10 protein-coding genes are annotated in these 14,443 nt (G+C 69.2%); 4 read left to right on the forward strand and 6 right to left on the reverse strand.

Going from position 1 to position 14,443, the window contains the following annotated elements:
• Nucleotides 1-9: 9 nt before the first annotated feature.
• Nucleotides 10-3,000 carry a tetratricopeptide repeat protein gene (locus JGU66_29965; protein MBJ6765010.1) on the reverse strand — a complete coding sequence of 997 codons (2,991 nt, stop codon included), beginning with the start codon at nt 2,998-3,000 and terminating at the stop codon, nt 10-12.
• 15 nt (nt 3,001-3,015) lie between these two features.
• Nucleotides 3,016-3,930 (reverse strand): transcriptional regulator, encoded by a 915-nt coding sequence (locus JGU66_29970; GenBank protein ID MBJ6765011.1) that lies wholly within the window; start codon nt 3,928-3,930, stop codon nt 3,016-3,018.
• 166 nt (nt 3,931-4,096) lie between these two features.
• Between JGU66_29970 and alr the strand changes: the two genes are divergently transcribed.
• On the forward strand, nt 4,097-5,317 hold the full coding sequence (gene alr, locus JGU66_29975; GenBank protein MBJ6765012.1) for an alanine racemase: 1,221 nt from the start codon (nt 4,097-4,099) through the stop codon (nt 5,315-5,317).
• Between the two features lie 7 nt (nt 5,318-5,324).
• Here the strand turns inward: alr and JGU66_29980 are convergent, their stop codons facing one another.
• Nucleotides 5,325-6,380 carry a lysophospholipid acyltransferase family protein gene (locus tag JGU66_29980; protein MBJ6765013.1) on the reverse strand — a complete coding sequence of 352 codons (1,056 nt, stop codon included), beginning with the start codon at nt 6,378-6,380 and terminating at the stop codon, nt 5,325-5,327.
• A gap of 54 nt (nt 6,381-6,434) precedes the next feature.
• Here JGU66_29980 and JGU66_29985 point away from each other — a divergent pair, with 54 nt between their 5' ends.
• The gene (locus JGU66_29985; protein MBJ6765014.1) at nt 6,435-9,188 is read left to right on the forward strand and encodes a M1 family metallopeptidase; all 2,754 of its coding nucleotides are present in this window, start codon (nt 6,435-6,437) and stop codon (nt 9,186-9,188) included.
• A gap of 66 nt (nt 9,189-9,254) precedes the next feature.
• Here JGU66_29985 and JGU66_29990 read toward each other — a convergent pair whose 3' ends face one another.
• Nucleotides 9,255-10,007, reverse strand: coding sequence for an enoyl-CoA hydratase (locus tag JGU66_29990; protein ID MBJ6765015.1), 753 nt, complete (start codon nt 10,005-10,007; stop codon nt 9,255-9,257).
• Nucleotides 10,008-10,127: 120 nt separating this feature from the next.
• On the opposite strand from JGU66_29990, the gene JGU66_29995 reads away from it, so the two are divergent.
• Nucleotides 10,128-10,799, forward strand: a complete 672-nt coding sequence (locus JGU66_29995) for a pentapeptide repeat-containing protein (GenBank protein MBJ6765016.1) — start codon at nt 10,128-10,130, stop codon at nt 10,797-10,799.
• Between the two features lie 442 nt (nt 10,800-11,241).
• Here JGU66_29995 and JGU66_30000 read toward each other — a convergent pair whose 3' ends face one another.
• On the reverse strand, nt 11,242-11,811 hold the full coding sequence (locus JGU66_30000; protein MBJ6765017.1) for a hypothetical protein: 570 nt from the start codon (nt 11,809-11,811) through the stop codon (nt 11,242-11,244).
• A gap of 15 nt (nt 11,812-11,826) precedes the next feature.
• Nucleotides 11,827-13,113, reverse strand: coding sequence for an AHH domain-containing protein (locus JGU66_30005; protein MBJ6765018.1), 1,287 nt, complete (start codon nt 13,111-13,113; stop codon nt 11,827-11,829).
• A 296-nt stretch (nt 13,114-13,409) separates the two neighbouring features.
• On the opposite strand from JGU66_30005, the gene JGU66_30010 reads away from it, so the two are divergent.
• Nucleotides 13,410-14,441 carry a PD40 domain-containing protein gene (locus JGU66_30010; protein ID MBJ6765019.1) on the forward strand — a complete coding sequence of 344 codons (1,032 nt, stop codon included), beginning with the start codon at nt 13,410-13,412 and terminating at the stop codon, nt 14,439-14,441.
• Nucleotides 14,442-14,443: the final 2 nt, after the last annotated feature.

Raw genomic sequence — 14,443 nt, forward strand, 5'->3', positions numbered from 1 at the left:
ATTCCCTACTCAACGCGCGGTGGGCGCGACCACTCGCGTCGGCCGAGGCTGCTTCGCCAGCCAGGCGTCCGCGAGCTTCAGCCCTTCCTGTCCTCGCGAGCCGGACTGCGCGAAGACCTCGTGCGCCTCGGTGACCAGCCGCATCGCACGCTCGCGGTCCAGGTCGGTGACCCACAAGGCTTGTCCCAGGAAGAAGCCCGCCCAGGCCCGCTGCAGCGGCGTCTGCGTGGAGTGGGGGCGGCCCGCCAGCGCCAGCTCGAACAGGGGCACCGCCTCGCGAGGGCGACCCAGGTGCTCCATGTACGCGAGCCCGAGGTCCAGCATGGTCGCCGTCCAGTAACCGTAGGGGTCATCCTCGCGCGCCTCCAGGATGCTCCGAGCGCGTTGGAACTCGCGCAGCGCTTCCTGCGGATGCTTCAGGCGGAGCTGGAGCTGCGCGATGCTCCGGGTCGCCAGCGCGACATACGGATGGTGCGGTCCGAGCCGCCGCTCCATCGGCTCCAGGATGGCCTGGAGTCGCGCCAGGGCCGCCGCCGGCTGGCCGCCCTGGGCGAGCAGGCTCGCCAGGTTGTTGACGAGCAGCAGGGTGGTGGAGTTGTCCGGCCCCTCGGACTTCAGCGCGATGGCCAGCGCGCGCTCCGTCATGCGCACCGCCTCTTCGTGGCGCCCCAATCCCTGCCACGCCGCCGCGACGGAGTTCATCGCGAACGCTACTTCCACATGCTGAGGACCCAGCGCCCGCTCCAGCATCTCCAGCGCGCTCTTCGCGAGCTGTTCTGTCTGCGGGAACTCGCGCCGCCGCCAGTGCACCTCCGCCACCTCGAGCTGCGCGCGCGCCACATCGGGATGGTCCGGACCGAGCGCCTTCTCTCGTGTCGCGAGCACCTGATGAAAGAGTTGCAGCGCTTCGTCCATGCGAAGCTGCGCGATGCGCGTGGAGCCCAGGTCCAAGCGCACGTCCGCGACCTCCAGGCTCTCGGGCCCAAAGGCGCGCTCCAGCCGCGCGAGGGCCGCCTCTTGTTGCTCGGCCGCTTCGGTGTACTGCCCTTGGGCGAAGAGCAGCAGCCCGACGTTGGCTTGCAGGTGCGCGCGCAGCACGTCGTCGCCGCCCAGGCGCTCGATGGCGGCTTCGGCGCGGGCCTTCCAGCGATGCGCCAGGGCGTACTGCTCCAACGACTCGCCCGTCACTCGCACCAACCGCGTCCACGCGCGCGCCGCCGCGGCGTCGTTGCGACTGGCCTCCGCGGCGCCCAGGGCCTCGAAGAGCGTGGCCTCCGCGCCGTGCGCGTCTCCCGCCTCCGCGCGCAGCTCGCCCAGGAGGAGCAGCGCGTCCGCGCCGCCGTACTTGTCTCCGGCGTCTCGCGCTTCCTTCGCGACGGGCTCCAACAAGGTCAGCGCCTGGGAATACTTGCCCGCGGCCTTCAGTGCTCGGACGTGGATGAGCTTGTGGCGCAGCTCCTCTTCGCGCGCGCGAGCCTGGGCATCCTCGGACAAGGGCTCACGGGCGAGCAGCGCGGTCAGGTCCGAGCAGCCCGAGATGGGCGGCAGCTCCTGCGACGCGCGCGCGGACAGCTCCACCATGTCCGCGTCCGCGCGAGCGAAGAGTTGCGTGAGCGCCGCCACCTCGGCCAGGCGGTTGTCCAAGCAGCGCATGCGTCGCGCCATCACCGCTTCGGACTGGTCGCCGCGCAGCCGCGTGGCCTCGCACGCGGTGGTGCGCATCGTCACCCACGCGGCGGTGTACGCGTCCAGCTCGCGTTGCACGCGTCGCCACGCCGCCGCCGCGAAGGGCTTGTCCGTCGCGAGGAAGGCCTGCTCGATGGCGCGCTGCTGGGAGGGGCCCCAGACGCTGGCCAGCTCCTCGGCGGCTCCCGCGCAGGCTCGTGCCCGCCATGCATGCACGGAGTGGGTGATGCCCACCGCGATGACCACGAGCGCCACGCCGCCCAGCGCTTGCAGCGGCCGATGCCAGCGCGCGCCTGGAGATTGCTGGAGCGCGGACAGCAGGGACTCCATGTGGGCGTAGCGGTCGGTGGGGCTCGCGGACAGCCCGCGCGCCAGCACGCGCCTCACCCACAGGGGCACGTGTGTCCCCTTGGGGGGTGGACGCAGGCGACCCGCGAGCGCCTCGGCGGCCAGCTCGCGCGCGTCGCTGCCCGCGAAGGGGCGCTCACCATGGAGGGCTTCGTAGAGCGCCACGCAGAAGGCGAACTCGTCCGTGCGCGCATCCGCGGGCCCGGTGGGCGACTGCTGCTCCGGGGCCATGTACGCGGGCGTGCCTCCCGAGAAAGGCGTCGCGTCCTTCGCGCGGGTGGAGAGCGAGCGCGCGAGGCCGAAGTCCGTCACGCGCACGCGACCATCCGCGCCCACCAGCAGGTTCTCGGGCTTGAAGTCTCCGTGCACCAGGCCCGCCGCGTGCGCCGCCGCGAGGCCTCGGCCCGCGTCCAGGAAGACGGAGAGCACCTGCCGCCACGAGCGCGGCGAGGCGGCCAGCCACGCCCGAAGCGTGCGCGCCTCCTCCACGCGCTCCATGGCCAGGAAGATGCGGTCGCCGAAGGTGCCCACGTCGTAGATGGGCATCACGTTGGGATGGGAGACGCGGGCCATGCTCTGCGCTTCACGCAAGAGCAGCGCGCGGCCCTTCTCTTCCTCCAGGCCCAGCGCGCTGACGCGCAGGAGCTTCAGCGCCACGCGGCGATCCAACTCCGGGTCATAGGCGCTGTAGATGACGCCCATGGCCCCCGCGCCGAGCGGCTCCAGCACCAGGTAGCGCCCCACCGCGGTGCCCTTGTCGAGCGTGGCATCCGCGCTGCGCGGGCGGGGCAACTCCTCCGGGGGCGGTGGAGTCTCGGGCTCTGGGTGCTGCGCGCGCAGGGCCTCGGCGACGAGGCGACGACACGCGGCGCAGGTGTCCAGGTGCTCATCCACCTCGGGGCGTCGCTCCGGCGGAAGCTCGCCGAGCAGCAGCGCCATGAAGGTGGTCTCGTCCAGGCAACCCATCGCGCGCGTCCGCCCTCAGTCGAGCCGCGAGCGCAGCAGCCGACTCAGGTTGATGTCGAGCTGGCTGGAGATGAGCCGCAGCACGCTGTCGAGCTGCGAGCGTGAGAGGTTCAGTCGCTCGGTGAGCAGCTGGCGCGTGCGCGCGAGCAGCTCCTCCTGCGCGCTCACCACCCACCGCGCCGCCGTGGAGCGATGCACGTCGTACAGCGCGCCGAGCTGGTCGATGCTCAGCCCATCCAGGTACTTCAGCCGCAGGAAGTTGCGCTGCCGTGGGGCGAGCGCGCCGAGCGCGGCGCTGAACGAGGCACCGAACTCCGCGCGATACGTCGTCTTGAGATAGAGCAGCTCCGGGTCATCGCCCGGTGACACCAGCATGGACAGGTCGCCCTCTTCGGGCGGAGGCGAGCTGGTGTGCTGCCGCTGCCAATCCAGCGCGAGCCACAGCGCCGCGGCGCGGACCCATCCCCCCAGCGGTCCGGTGCCAGGGTACGCGGCCAGCCGTGCCGGGACGTCCGCGCTTCCCAGCAACATGCGCTGCCGCAGTGACTGGCGCACCTCGTCCAGACCCGGGGCGGGCAGACGCAGTCGCGCCACCGCGAGGTCCACCTCGGGGAGCAGGTGCTTCTCGAAGGCGGCCAGCGCCGAGGGCACGCCATCCGCGGCGGCGCGAGCGAGGTACAGGTCCGACAGGTGCAGCGTCTCCAGCTCCGGCTCCGCGGCATCGCCGGGCGACAGGCGCGCGAGGTGCGCGACGAAGCGGAGTGCGTCCTGCTCCACCTCTGGCCATGGCGAACGCGCAGCGTCCCAGGCGCGGGCGAGCGCGGCCTGGAGCGCGGACAGGGCATGGGGAGAGGCGGTGCCTCCTCGCGCGGCGAGGAAGGCCTGGGCCAGATGCACGTCCGATGGGGACACGGCGGCGGACGATAGCACCGGCGCTTCACTCGGCGCCCACACCGCCTCGCGTCACACCGTCGGTGGCGTCCCACCTCTCCCTGAGGGTGCGAGGGGGCGCGTGCTCGGGACCCGGGCGGGCACGTGCGGGCGTGCGGCCACGCTCCCCCATGGCCCGCGCATTGCTGGTAAGGGTCGCATCACCGTGGTGGAGGTCAACGTGGAGCAAGTGGGTGGTGGTCCGGGCGCCGCGACGCATGCCTCGTGGCTGGAGCTGAGCGCGTCCAATCTGCGGCACAACGTGTCGGTGTTTCGCGGCCTGGAGGGCGCGGGCGCCACGCCGCGCGCCGTGGGTGTGGTCCTCAAGGGCAACGCCTACGGGCACGGGCTCGCGCAGGTGCTGCCGGTGGTGCACGGCGCGGTGGACGTCCTCTACTTCATCGCGCCGCAGGACGCGCTCTTCGCCCGAGCGTACGAGCAGGCGAACGGGCTTGCGCCCCGTCAGATGCTGGTGCTGGGCGCGGTGGGCGCCGAGGAGTCGGTGGCGCTCGCTCGCGCGGGCGTGGACGCGGTGGTGGCGGACCACGGCTGGGTGGAGGCGGTGCCCCTGCTGCGCGCCGCCGGGCTGGAGCGTCCGCTGCGCGTGCACGTGCACATCGACACGGGCCTGGGTCGCGAGGGCTTCACGCTGGAGCAGCTCCCGCGCGAGGCGCACTTCCTGACCGAGTCGCGCGATGTCCTCCAGGTGGTGGGCGCGCTCAGCCACTTCGCCAACACGGAGGACGTGACGGAGCAGGGCTACGCGCTGGCGCAGCTCGACGCGTTCGAGACGGGGCTGGCCTTCCTCGCCGCGCAGCACGCCAGCGATGCGCCGTTGCAGCGGCACATCGCCGCGAGCGCCGCGACGTTGGTGCTGCCCCAGGCTCGCTACGAGGCGCTGCGCGTGGGCATCGCGCTGTATGGGTTCTGGCCCTCGCCGGAGACGCGGCTGTCGGCGCGGCTGGTGTTGGGCGAGCTGCCGGTGCTCAAGCCCGTGCTGTCCTGGCGCTGCCGCAGTCAGGTGGTGAAGTGGCTGCCCGCGGGCAGCTACGTGGGCTACGGCTGCACCTACCGCTGCCCCGAGCCCACGCGCATCGCGGTGCTTCCGGTGGGCTACTACGACGGCTATCCCCGGATCGCCTCGGGCAAGGCGCACGTGCTGGTGAATGGCCGCCGCTGCCCGGTGCTGGGGCGCGTGATGATGAACCACCTCATCGTGGACGTGACGCGCGCCACCTCGGATGAGCGGCCGGTGACGGCCACGCTCCTCGGACGGGATGGCGAGGAGTCCGTGTCCGCCGAGTCGCTCGCGGGCTGGGCGCAGACCATCCACTACGAGCTGGTCACCCGCCTGGGCGCGCACCTGCGGCGGGTGGTGGTGGAGTAGTCCCGCGCTACGGCGTCGCGGGCGGCGTAACAGCGGCGACCGGCGGCTGCACCTTCCATCGCCGGTGCAGCCACAGCCACTGCTCGGGGTACTTGCGGATGCAGCGCTCCAGCGCGGCCGTCACGCGCGCGGTGTGCTCGGTGATGGGGTCGGCCACCTCGCCGGGGCGCGGAGGGAGGATGGGGCCCTCCACCTCCAGGCGGAACTTCGCGCCAGGGCCACCCGGGCGCACGCCCATCACCACGAACACGGGCGCGCCGGTGCGCTCGGCCGCCACGGCCATGGCGGGCGTGGTGGAGGCCAGCTTCCCGAAGAAGGGCACGAACACCGCGGCCTTCGCGGGCAGCGCCTGGTCCAACAGCATGTACGCGGACTCGCCTCGGTCCACCGCGTCGACAATCTCCTGGATGGCGCCGCGCGGGTAGATGAGGCCCGCGCCCGCCGTCAGCCGGTTCTCGGCGATGCGCGTGTTGAGCGCGCCCTTCAGCGGACGCACCAGCGCGTTGAGCGGCACGCCCCAGCGGATGAGCATCTGCCCCGCCAGCTCCCAGTTGCCGAAGTGCGCCGTCACCAGCATCGCGCCCTTGCCCGTGGCTGCGCGCGCCTGGAGCGCCGCGAAGGCCTCCTCACCCACGATGCCCTGCTGGTCCCAGTCCGGCGTCAGCCGGTCTCCGCTGGGCAGCGACTCCACCACCACGCGCGCCATGTTGATGTACGCGCCGTGCGCGATGGCGAGCCGCTCCGCCTCGCTCTTCTCGGGCATCGCCATGGCCAGGTTCTCCAGCGCCACGCGCCGACGGATGCGCAGGTGGAACGCCAGCGAACCAAGGAAGCGAGCGAGCGCATCGCGCGCGCCCGGCGACATGGCGGTGAGCAGCGCCCAGATGCCCTTTGTCAGGAAGGCGACAATCGCGCCGGGCGGCGTCCCGATGATGCGGCGCAGGTGCTCGGGCGGAGCCTTGTGTCGATCGACGCCGTTCGTTTCTGGGACGGATGGAGAGATTTTCGCGAGAGCGGGCACGGCGCGCACTCCATCGCGAAGCGGGCGTGACGGCAAGGCCACCCTCCTCCGTGCGGCGCTACCCTGCTCGCCCGGTCTGCGCCACACTGCCGCGCCATGCCCAACCTCTTCCGTCGCACGGCGCTCGCCGCCGTCACCCTGCTCGCTGCGTGCAGTGGCTCGCGGACGCTCGCACCCGGCGCGCCAACGTCGTCTCTTGAAGCCTCGGCCTCCGCGCCGAAGCCCACGCCCACCGCGCCCACGCTGCGCCTGCCCGAGGACGTGAAGCCCACGGGCTATCGCGTGGACCTCACGGTGGATCCGAAGGCGCCCACGTTCACGGGCTCCGTGGACATCGACCTCGCGGTGCTCAAGCCCACCTCGGTCGTGTGGCTCAACGGCACGGCGCTGGAGGTGAAGCACGCCACGCTGGTGCAGGGCGGCAAGCCCGTGGGCGTGACGCCGGTGGTGGGCGGCAAGGACTTCCTGGGCTTCGTGCTGGATGCGCCGCTCACGGTGGGCTCGGCGCACCTGCGCGTCGAGTACACGGGCACCGCGTCCGAGCGCGAGGTGAGCGGCGCCTTCCGCGTGAACGAGGGCGGCGACTGGTACGTCTACACGCAGTTCGAGCCGCTGGGCGCGCGGCGCGCGTTCCCCTCCTTCGACGAGCCGGGCTTCAAGGTGCCGTGGGAGCTGAGCCTGCGCGTGCCCGAGGGCACCGTGGCCGTCGCCAACACGCCCGAGGTTTCTCGTGAGCCGGGCGCGGACCACACCGTCACCTTCCACTTCGCGCGCACGCAGCCGTTGCCCAGCTACCTCGTCGCGTTCGGCGTGGGGCCCTTCGAGTTCATGCCCGCGGCGGACTCGGGGCAGAAGAAGGTGAAGACGCGCATCATCACGCCCAAGGGCCGCGCGGGCGAGGCCGTCTACGCCGCCGAGATGACGCCGCGAATCATCGAGCAGCTGGAGACGTACTTCGGCTCGCCCTACGCCTACGAGAAGCTGGACGTGATGGCGGTGCCGCTGCTGGGCGGCGCGATGGAGAACCCGGGGCTCGTCACGTTCAACTCGCGGCTCATCCTGTCCAAGCCCGAGGAGGACACGACGCGCCGTCAGCGCAGCTTCGTCGCGGTGCAGGTGCACGAGCTGGCGCACCAGTGGTTCGGCGACCTCGTCACCATGGCGTGGTGGGACGACCTGTGGCTCAACGAGTCGTTCGCGTCGTGGATGGAGGCGCGCATCCTCGGCACCTGGCAGCCGACGTGGGACGAGACGGTGTATCGGGTGGGGGAGCGCAGCTACGCGCTCAAGGAGGACGGCTTGCTGTCCGCGCGCCGCATCCGCCAGCCCATCGAGAGCAATGACGACGTGGTCAACGCTTTCGACGGCATCACCTACGGCAAGGGCTCGGCGGTGCTGGCGATGACGGAGGCGTGGCTGGGCGAGGACGTCTTCCGGCGCGGGATCCAGCGGCACCTGCGCGCGCACGCGGGCGGCAACGCCACCGCGAAGGACTTCCTGGATGCGATGGCCGCCGAGGCGGGCAAGGACGTGGGCGCGGTGATGGCCACCTTCCTGGACCAGGGCGGCGCGCCCATGGTGTCCGTCGAGCTGGCGTGCGACGGTGGCCAGCCTCGGGTGGTCCTCTCGCAGAGCCGCTACCTGCCGCTGGGCTCGATGCGACCGGCGCCGCAGACGTGGAAGGTGCCGGTGTGCGTGAAGTACGCGGCGGGGGACAAGGTGGCGCGCGCGTGCACGGTGCTGGAGCAGGAGCACGCCGAGCTGGCGCTGCCCGAGTCCAAGGGCTGCCCCGCGTGGGTGTTCCCGAACTCCGAGGGCGCGGGCTACTTCCGCATGCAGCTCTCGCAGGACCTGCGCGCGAAGCTGATGAAGACCGGCTACGCGAAGCTGTCCCGCCTGGAGCGGGTGGCGCTCTTCGGTGACTCGCTCGCGCTGGTGGAGGCGGGTGCGCTGCCGGCCGCCGAGGCGTTGCCGCTGTTGGAGCAGGCCGCGAAGGATCCGGACCGCCAGATTTTCGAAGCGGGCCTGGAGCTGCTGTCCCTGGTGGAGCCGAACCTGCTGGCCGAGGGGCGGCGCGAGGACGTGCAGCGCTACATGCGAGACCTCTTCAGCGCGCGGGCGCGCAAGCTCGGCTTCACGCCGCGCGCGGGCGAGAGCGAGGACACGCGGCTGCTGCGCCCCATGGTGGTGCGGCTGGCGGGCTCCTCGGGCGCGGATGCGCAGCTCGTGGCCGAGGCGAGCGCCCTGGCCACGAAGTGGCTGACGGACCGCCGGGCCATGGCGCCCGAGATGGTGGAGCCCGCGCTCGGCATCGCGGTGAAGCGCGGGACCGCGGCCTTCCACGCCCAGCTCCTGGCGGCGCTTCGTCAGGAGAAGGACCGCCGGGACCGGCAGGTCATGCTGGGGGCGCTGGGGCACGCCATCGACCCGGAGCGCGTGCGCACGAACCTGTCGCTCATCGTGGACAAGGGTCAGGACCCGCGCGAGACGCTGTGGTTGCTCATGGGCGCCTCGCGCGACTCGCGCACGCAGGACCTGGCGTTCGACTTCGTGAAGGCGCACTACGACGAGCTGGCGGGCGCCAATGGGAAAGAGGCGCTGCTGCCCGAGGACTTCATCCCGCACCTCGTCTACATCGGCTCGTCGTACTGCGACGCGGGCAAGCGCGCGCAGTTCGCCCAGTTCTTCACCGAGCGCAACGCGAAGGTCTCGGGCGGCTCGCGCGAGCTGGCGAAGGTGCTGGAGTCGGTGGACCAGTGCATCGCGCTGAAGCAGGCCCAGGGCGCGAGCCTGGAGTCCTTCTTCGCCGGTCGCGCCGCGAAGGCGCCCAAGGCCCCGGTCGCGCGCTAGTCGCGGTCAGGGCCGCGTGTCCCCGGGCCAATCGAGGGCCCGGGGGCGTGGGGTTTTCGCGCGGGCCTACTTCCGGGCGCGGGACATGAACGACATGAAGGCCTCGCGGGCCTCGTCGGACTGGAGGCGCTGGACGAACTCGGCGCCCTCGCGCTTGAGGGCTTCCTCGACCTCGTCGCGGATGGGGCCGCGCACCAGGCGCTTGGTGACGCGCAGGGCCTCGGCGGGCCGCGCGGCGAAGGCGCGGGCGCGCTCCAGGGCGGTCTCGTGGAGGGTGGCCTCGTGGAGCACCTTGTTGATGAGCCCGGCGCGCAGCGCGGTGGCGGCGTCGAACGGCTCGCCCAGCATCAGCAGCTCGGACGCGAGCGCGAGCCCCGCGACGCGCGGCAGGAGCAGGCTGCTGGCGCCCTCCGCGCACAGCCCCAGGTTGACGAAGGGCATGTGGAAGCGCGTCTTCTCGCCAGCAAGCACGTAGTCACAGTGCAGCAGCATCGTCGTGCCGATGCCCACCGCGGGGCCCTCGACGGCGGCGACGACGGGCTTGCTGAAGCGCACGAGGGCGCGCAGGAACTTGAACACGGCGCTGTCCTCGCCCGTGGGCGGGTGCTCCAGGAAGTCGCCGATGTCATTGCCAGCGGTGAAGATGCCGCCCGCGCCCTTGAGCAGCACCACGCGCACGTCGCCGTCGGCATCGGCCTGCTGGAGCGCCTGGGTGGCCGCCTCGTACATGTCATGCGTGAAGGCGTTCTTCTTCTCGGGGCGGTTCAGGGTGAGGGTGAGAATCCCCTCGGCCCGCTGCGTCAAGATGGTGTCGGACATGGCGGCGCAGCCTAGCCGAGTCCGGCGCGGGGCACGCGTCTGGGATGACACCGGCCGCACCTATCCGACAGGGCGGGAGAGGGGTTGGCCGGCCGGCGCCTGGGCGCTATGCACCGGGGAATGGCGACGACTCCTCCGGCTCGGCCTCCTTCGGACCCTCAGCGCCTCCTCGCGGAAGAGACCTTCGAGGGGGAGACCTTCACGAACCTGGACCTGGAGGGGGCGGACCTGCGGGGCAAGGAGTTCTTCCGGTGCACGTTCCAGGACTCGCGCTTCCAGGGGAGTGTGTGGTCGAAGGCGAAGCTGGAGGAGTGTGTCTATTCGAGCTGCGACCTGACGCGCGCGCAGTTCTCTCAGACGGCGATGCGGGGGGTGCGCTTCGAGAACTCGAAGTTGATGGGCATTGATTGGTCGGTGGTGGCGCCCTTCCACGAGATGTCCTTCGAGGGGTGCAACCTGCGCTACGGCTCGTTCCTGGGGCTCATCTTGCGCAAGACGCGCATCGTCCAGTGCATCGCGCTGGAGACGAGCTTCACGGACATGGACCTGTCGGAGACGGACTTCGAGGGGACGGACCTCTCGGGCTGCACGTTCCACAACTGCAACCTGACGCGCGCGGACTTCCAGAACGCGATGGGTGTGTTCATCGACCCCGCGAGGAACCGCGTGAAAGAGACCCGAGTGCCCGTGGAGGCCGCGGTGCAACTGGCGAAGTCCCTGGGCCTGGTGGTACCGGGCTACGGAGAGGGACCGAAGCTGGGAGCAGGCGGGGAGCGCAAGCGGCGGCGCTGAGGTGGCGCGCGCGAGTTATGCCAAGACCGCGTGGGGCATCGAGGCCTTCTCGGGGACGAACTCTTCGGGCGGAGCCGAGAACCCGTTCCAGAACACCCAGAGCCGGCGGCACTGAGGGCATTTGAGGAAGCTGCTCATCGACGAATAGACAGCCTCCGCATCCACCTGCCCCGAGAACCGGTCGAAGTCGGAGTCCGAGATAAAGAGCCACTCGTCAGGACAGGGAATCTGGCCGTAGGGAATCTGCCGACCACATGTACAATTCCAGCTCGGCATTGGCTTCCTATTGAGTGTCAGTCGGCTTCTGGCGCAGATGCGTGCAGACTATCGCTGGATGCTGACCGGAAACTCACGGCCCGACTTTCTTGTTGAGATGTTGAAGGGACGTGATGATTTGTGATGAGAGCTTTTCCCAAAGGGAAGCAGTCAAGTCCTGTGGGCGCTATACCTCTCGGAACTTCATCCCCGTGGTTCCGATTCGCTCCAGCGCCGTCTTGATTTCCTCCGAAACGATGAGTGCGATGGTCCATCCCCAAGGGCGGAAGATCTTGGCGTCCCCCACCTTCGAGGGATCAATGCGCATCCCTGCGACGGCGCGGTACTTGCCCGTTTTCTCAGGACGCCCATCCTCCGGCATCCAGTATTCCACCTCCTCGGAAGCTTGATCGTCGATGCACTTCACCAGACGGGTGACGTTCACGAGGCAGAACTGTTCAGGCTGTTGGTCAATGTCGACAGGGAACAGTTGAACGCCGTCAGGAGCCATTTCTTTCAGCAGTGAGGCGACTTGGACGTGGACGATAGGGATGGCTCCAGCATCCGCGAGCGAAAAGTCGAGCGGTTTGCCTGCGCGATAGAAGGGGACTCTCAGCCGACTCTTGACCTCAACAGGTTCCCCTCGCATGAACAGCCACGAACCCTGATCGTGCCCCTCTGCATCCGTGGGCGTGCCCAGATACCAGCGGTCGGCAATATGAACGTCATCGGATAGGTCGAAGTATCGCTTCGCCATCGTCGACTCCTTGAGTCATGGGCTCCGGGTTACCAGCTTGTTGAGTCGGGTCCCTGGGGTGGAGATCTGTCGTGCAAGCCGTTGGAGTTCGCTCGTCAGTGCCGCTCGGCATTCCTGAATGCTACGGCACTCCAGTGTGGCATCCCGCAGTCGTCGGAAGACTTCTTCGTGGTACTCCTGTGGGTGGGGCCCCTTGTGGCCTGGAACACGAACCTTGTTGGCTGCATCGTCCAGCGACATGCCCGCCTTGTCGAAGAGTTCCTGATATCGGGGCGTCCAGGGTCCGCCGTTGTTGGACGACGTGCTGAATTTGTCCGAGGCGATATGGTGCTCGGGTCCCTCAACATCCACCGGACTGGATGCCGCTCCGCTCACGCTCTGGGCCGTTGCGGCTACTGCAGTAGGGGCCAGTGTGATGGTGACCGCATGGGCCGTCACTGCTACGGCTTCCACCTGCGCTACTGCTGCCAGTTGGATTCCCACCTGTGCCGCGCCCATTGACGCCGCCTGCGCCGAGCCAGGCAGCGTCGGCACCTTGGCTGAGAAACTGGTGGCGGTCTGGCTGATGGCGGCCGTGAGCAGCAGGGCGAACGCCCTCGCCGCATTCTTCCCCATGACTGCGCCGTACTTCTTCCCTGCCTCGTGAATCGCAGCGAATGAGGTGGCGTGATCCAGTTCCTCGACCAATCGCCGCCAACCTTGAATGAGCGTCCAGAAGGTGTCCACGCCGATGTAACAGACGAAGCTGGCCGTGACGATGGTCGCAATTCCTTTGGAGAATACCGGCTCGGGGGCAAGCCACATCGCGGCATAGATCGCCATCGTCCAGTAGAGCGAAGCCTTGATTGCCTCAGGGTCGGCCATGTCTTTGAATGACTGCATCATCTCGGGAACGATCTCTTCGATGGCGAAGGACATTCCGACGGCGTAGCGGCCATCGCCGGTAAGGACGGGGCTGTTCAGCAGCGCTTTGCGGCAGTCCCCTGGTTTCCCGATGGCCCGGCAGAACTGGAGGTATTCCTGCGTGACCCGCGCAGCCAGCTCAGCCCATTGCGAAGTCGAGGGCGGTTCCTCCAAGGGAACGACACCTTCGGCCTGGGTGTACCGGTACCAGCCGCTGCGCGGGGTGCTCTCGAACAGAGCCCGCGCGGTTTTCTCGGGGTTGAGTGATGGCCTCTGCTGCCGGACTTCCTTCGCGATTGCCTGGGTGAACTCCTCCTCCCCCAGTTCCACCGGATTGACGTCATCCGAGCGGGGGACGTGGAGAGTGGACCGGCCCTGCCCCGTGTCGAGGCGAACCACGCGCACCGTGCTGCATCCTGCGGATAGGACTACGAGAACGAGCGCAATGAGCAGACAACGAGACGTCATGATGCCCCCCTGAGTCACTCGAACAAAAGTACTCGGATTTGAATATGTTGACGCGTATCGCGACGATGATTTTCATCGTGATGGATGCTCAATCCTTCGAGCCGCGAATCGTTCGCGCAGCTTGTTGGAGTGTTCGCAATGACGGGATGGCACCTACTCCTGCTCGTGAAGGTGACTTGGATTCTTCCACGGATGCGTTCCGGCCGTTCGGGCGATATGACCTTGGCATGTCCTTGCGTGCCGCGTCCTTGAGTGCCGTTGTCATCGCCGCATCGCTGTCCGCTGCTTCTGCCCGTGCCCAGTGCGCGGTGCCTCTCCCGGGCGGAGGTGTCACTCCTCCCTCCGAGCCCGTGCTGTTCGGCGAGGGCGTCATCTCCACGGGGGACATGGAGTCGCATACCCAGCTCACTCCGGACGGCAAGACGCTCTACTTCCTCAAGGGCAACATCGCGTACACCTCGTGGACGATCCTGCAATCCAGTTACCGGGACGGAAAGTGGTCCACTCCCGAGGTCGCTCCGTTCTCTGGCGCCTATGCGGACGCCGACCCCTTCATCACCTCAGACGGACAGCGGTTCTTCTTCATCTCCAACCGCGCGCTGGATGGCAAAGGTCCTCCTCGCCCGGACCTGGATATCTGGATGATGGAGCGCCAGGGTTCCGGCTGGAGCGAGCCGCGTCACCTTCCCGCGCCCATCAACAGTGACCAGGATGAGTGGTTCCCCACTGTCACGCGCGACGGCACGCTGTACTTCGGCTCGGAGCGTCCCGGTGGGCAGGGCGGTTCAGACATCTATCGCGCTGCTCGCGGCAGTAATGGCGCCTTCCTTGCCCCGGAGAACCTCGGCCGTCCGGTGAACACGCCGGGCTTCGAGTACGAACCGCTCGTCTCTCCGGATGGGCGCTTCATGGTGCTCGCGGCAGCGCGTGAGGGCGGGATGGGCTCGCTGGACCTCTACCTGAGCTACCAGGACAAGGAGGGCCACTGGTCCGAGCCCAAGGGCCTGGGGCCTCGCTTCAACACGCGCGCCACGGACATTGGCGCGAAGTTCTCTCCCGACGGGCGCCTGTTCTTCTTCTCCAGCGTGCGTCAGCGCCCGGCTCCGACGACTGCTCCGCTTCGCGTCGGGTACTCGGACCTGCTCAAGCGTCTGCACGCGCCGCAGAACGGACTGGGTGACCTGTACGTCGTGGACGCGCGGGCGCTCGGCATCGAGGGGTACTCGGCCGAGGCCCTTCGCGTGGACGGCTGCAAGTAGTC

Source organism: Myxococcaceae bacterium JPH2 (assembly GCA_016458225.1).
Classification (GTDB): Bacteria; Myxococcota; Myxococcia; order Myxococcales; family Myxococcaceae; genus Citreicoccus.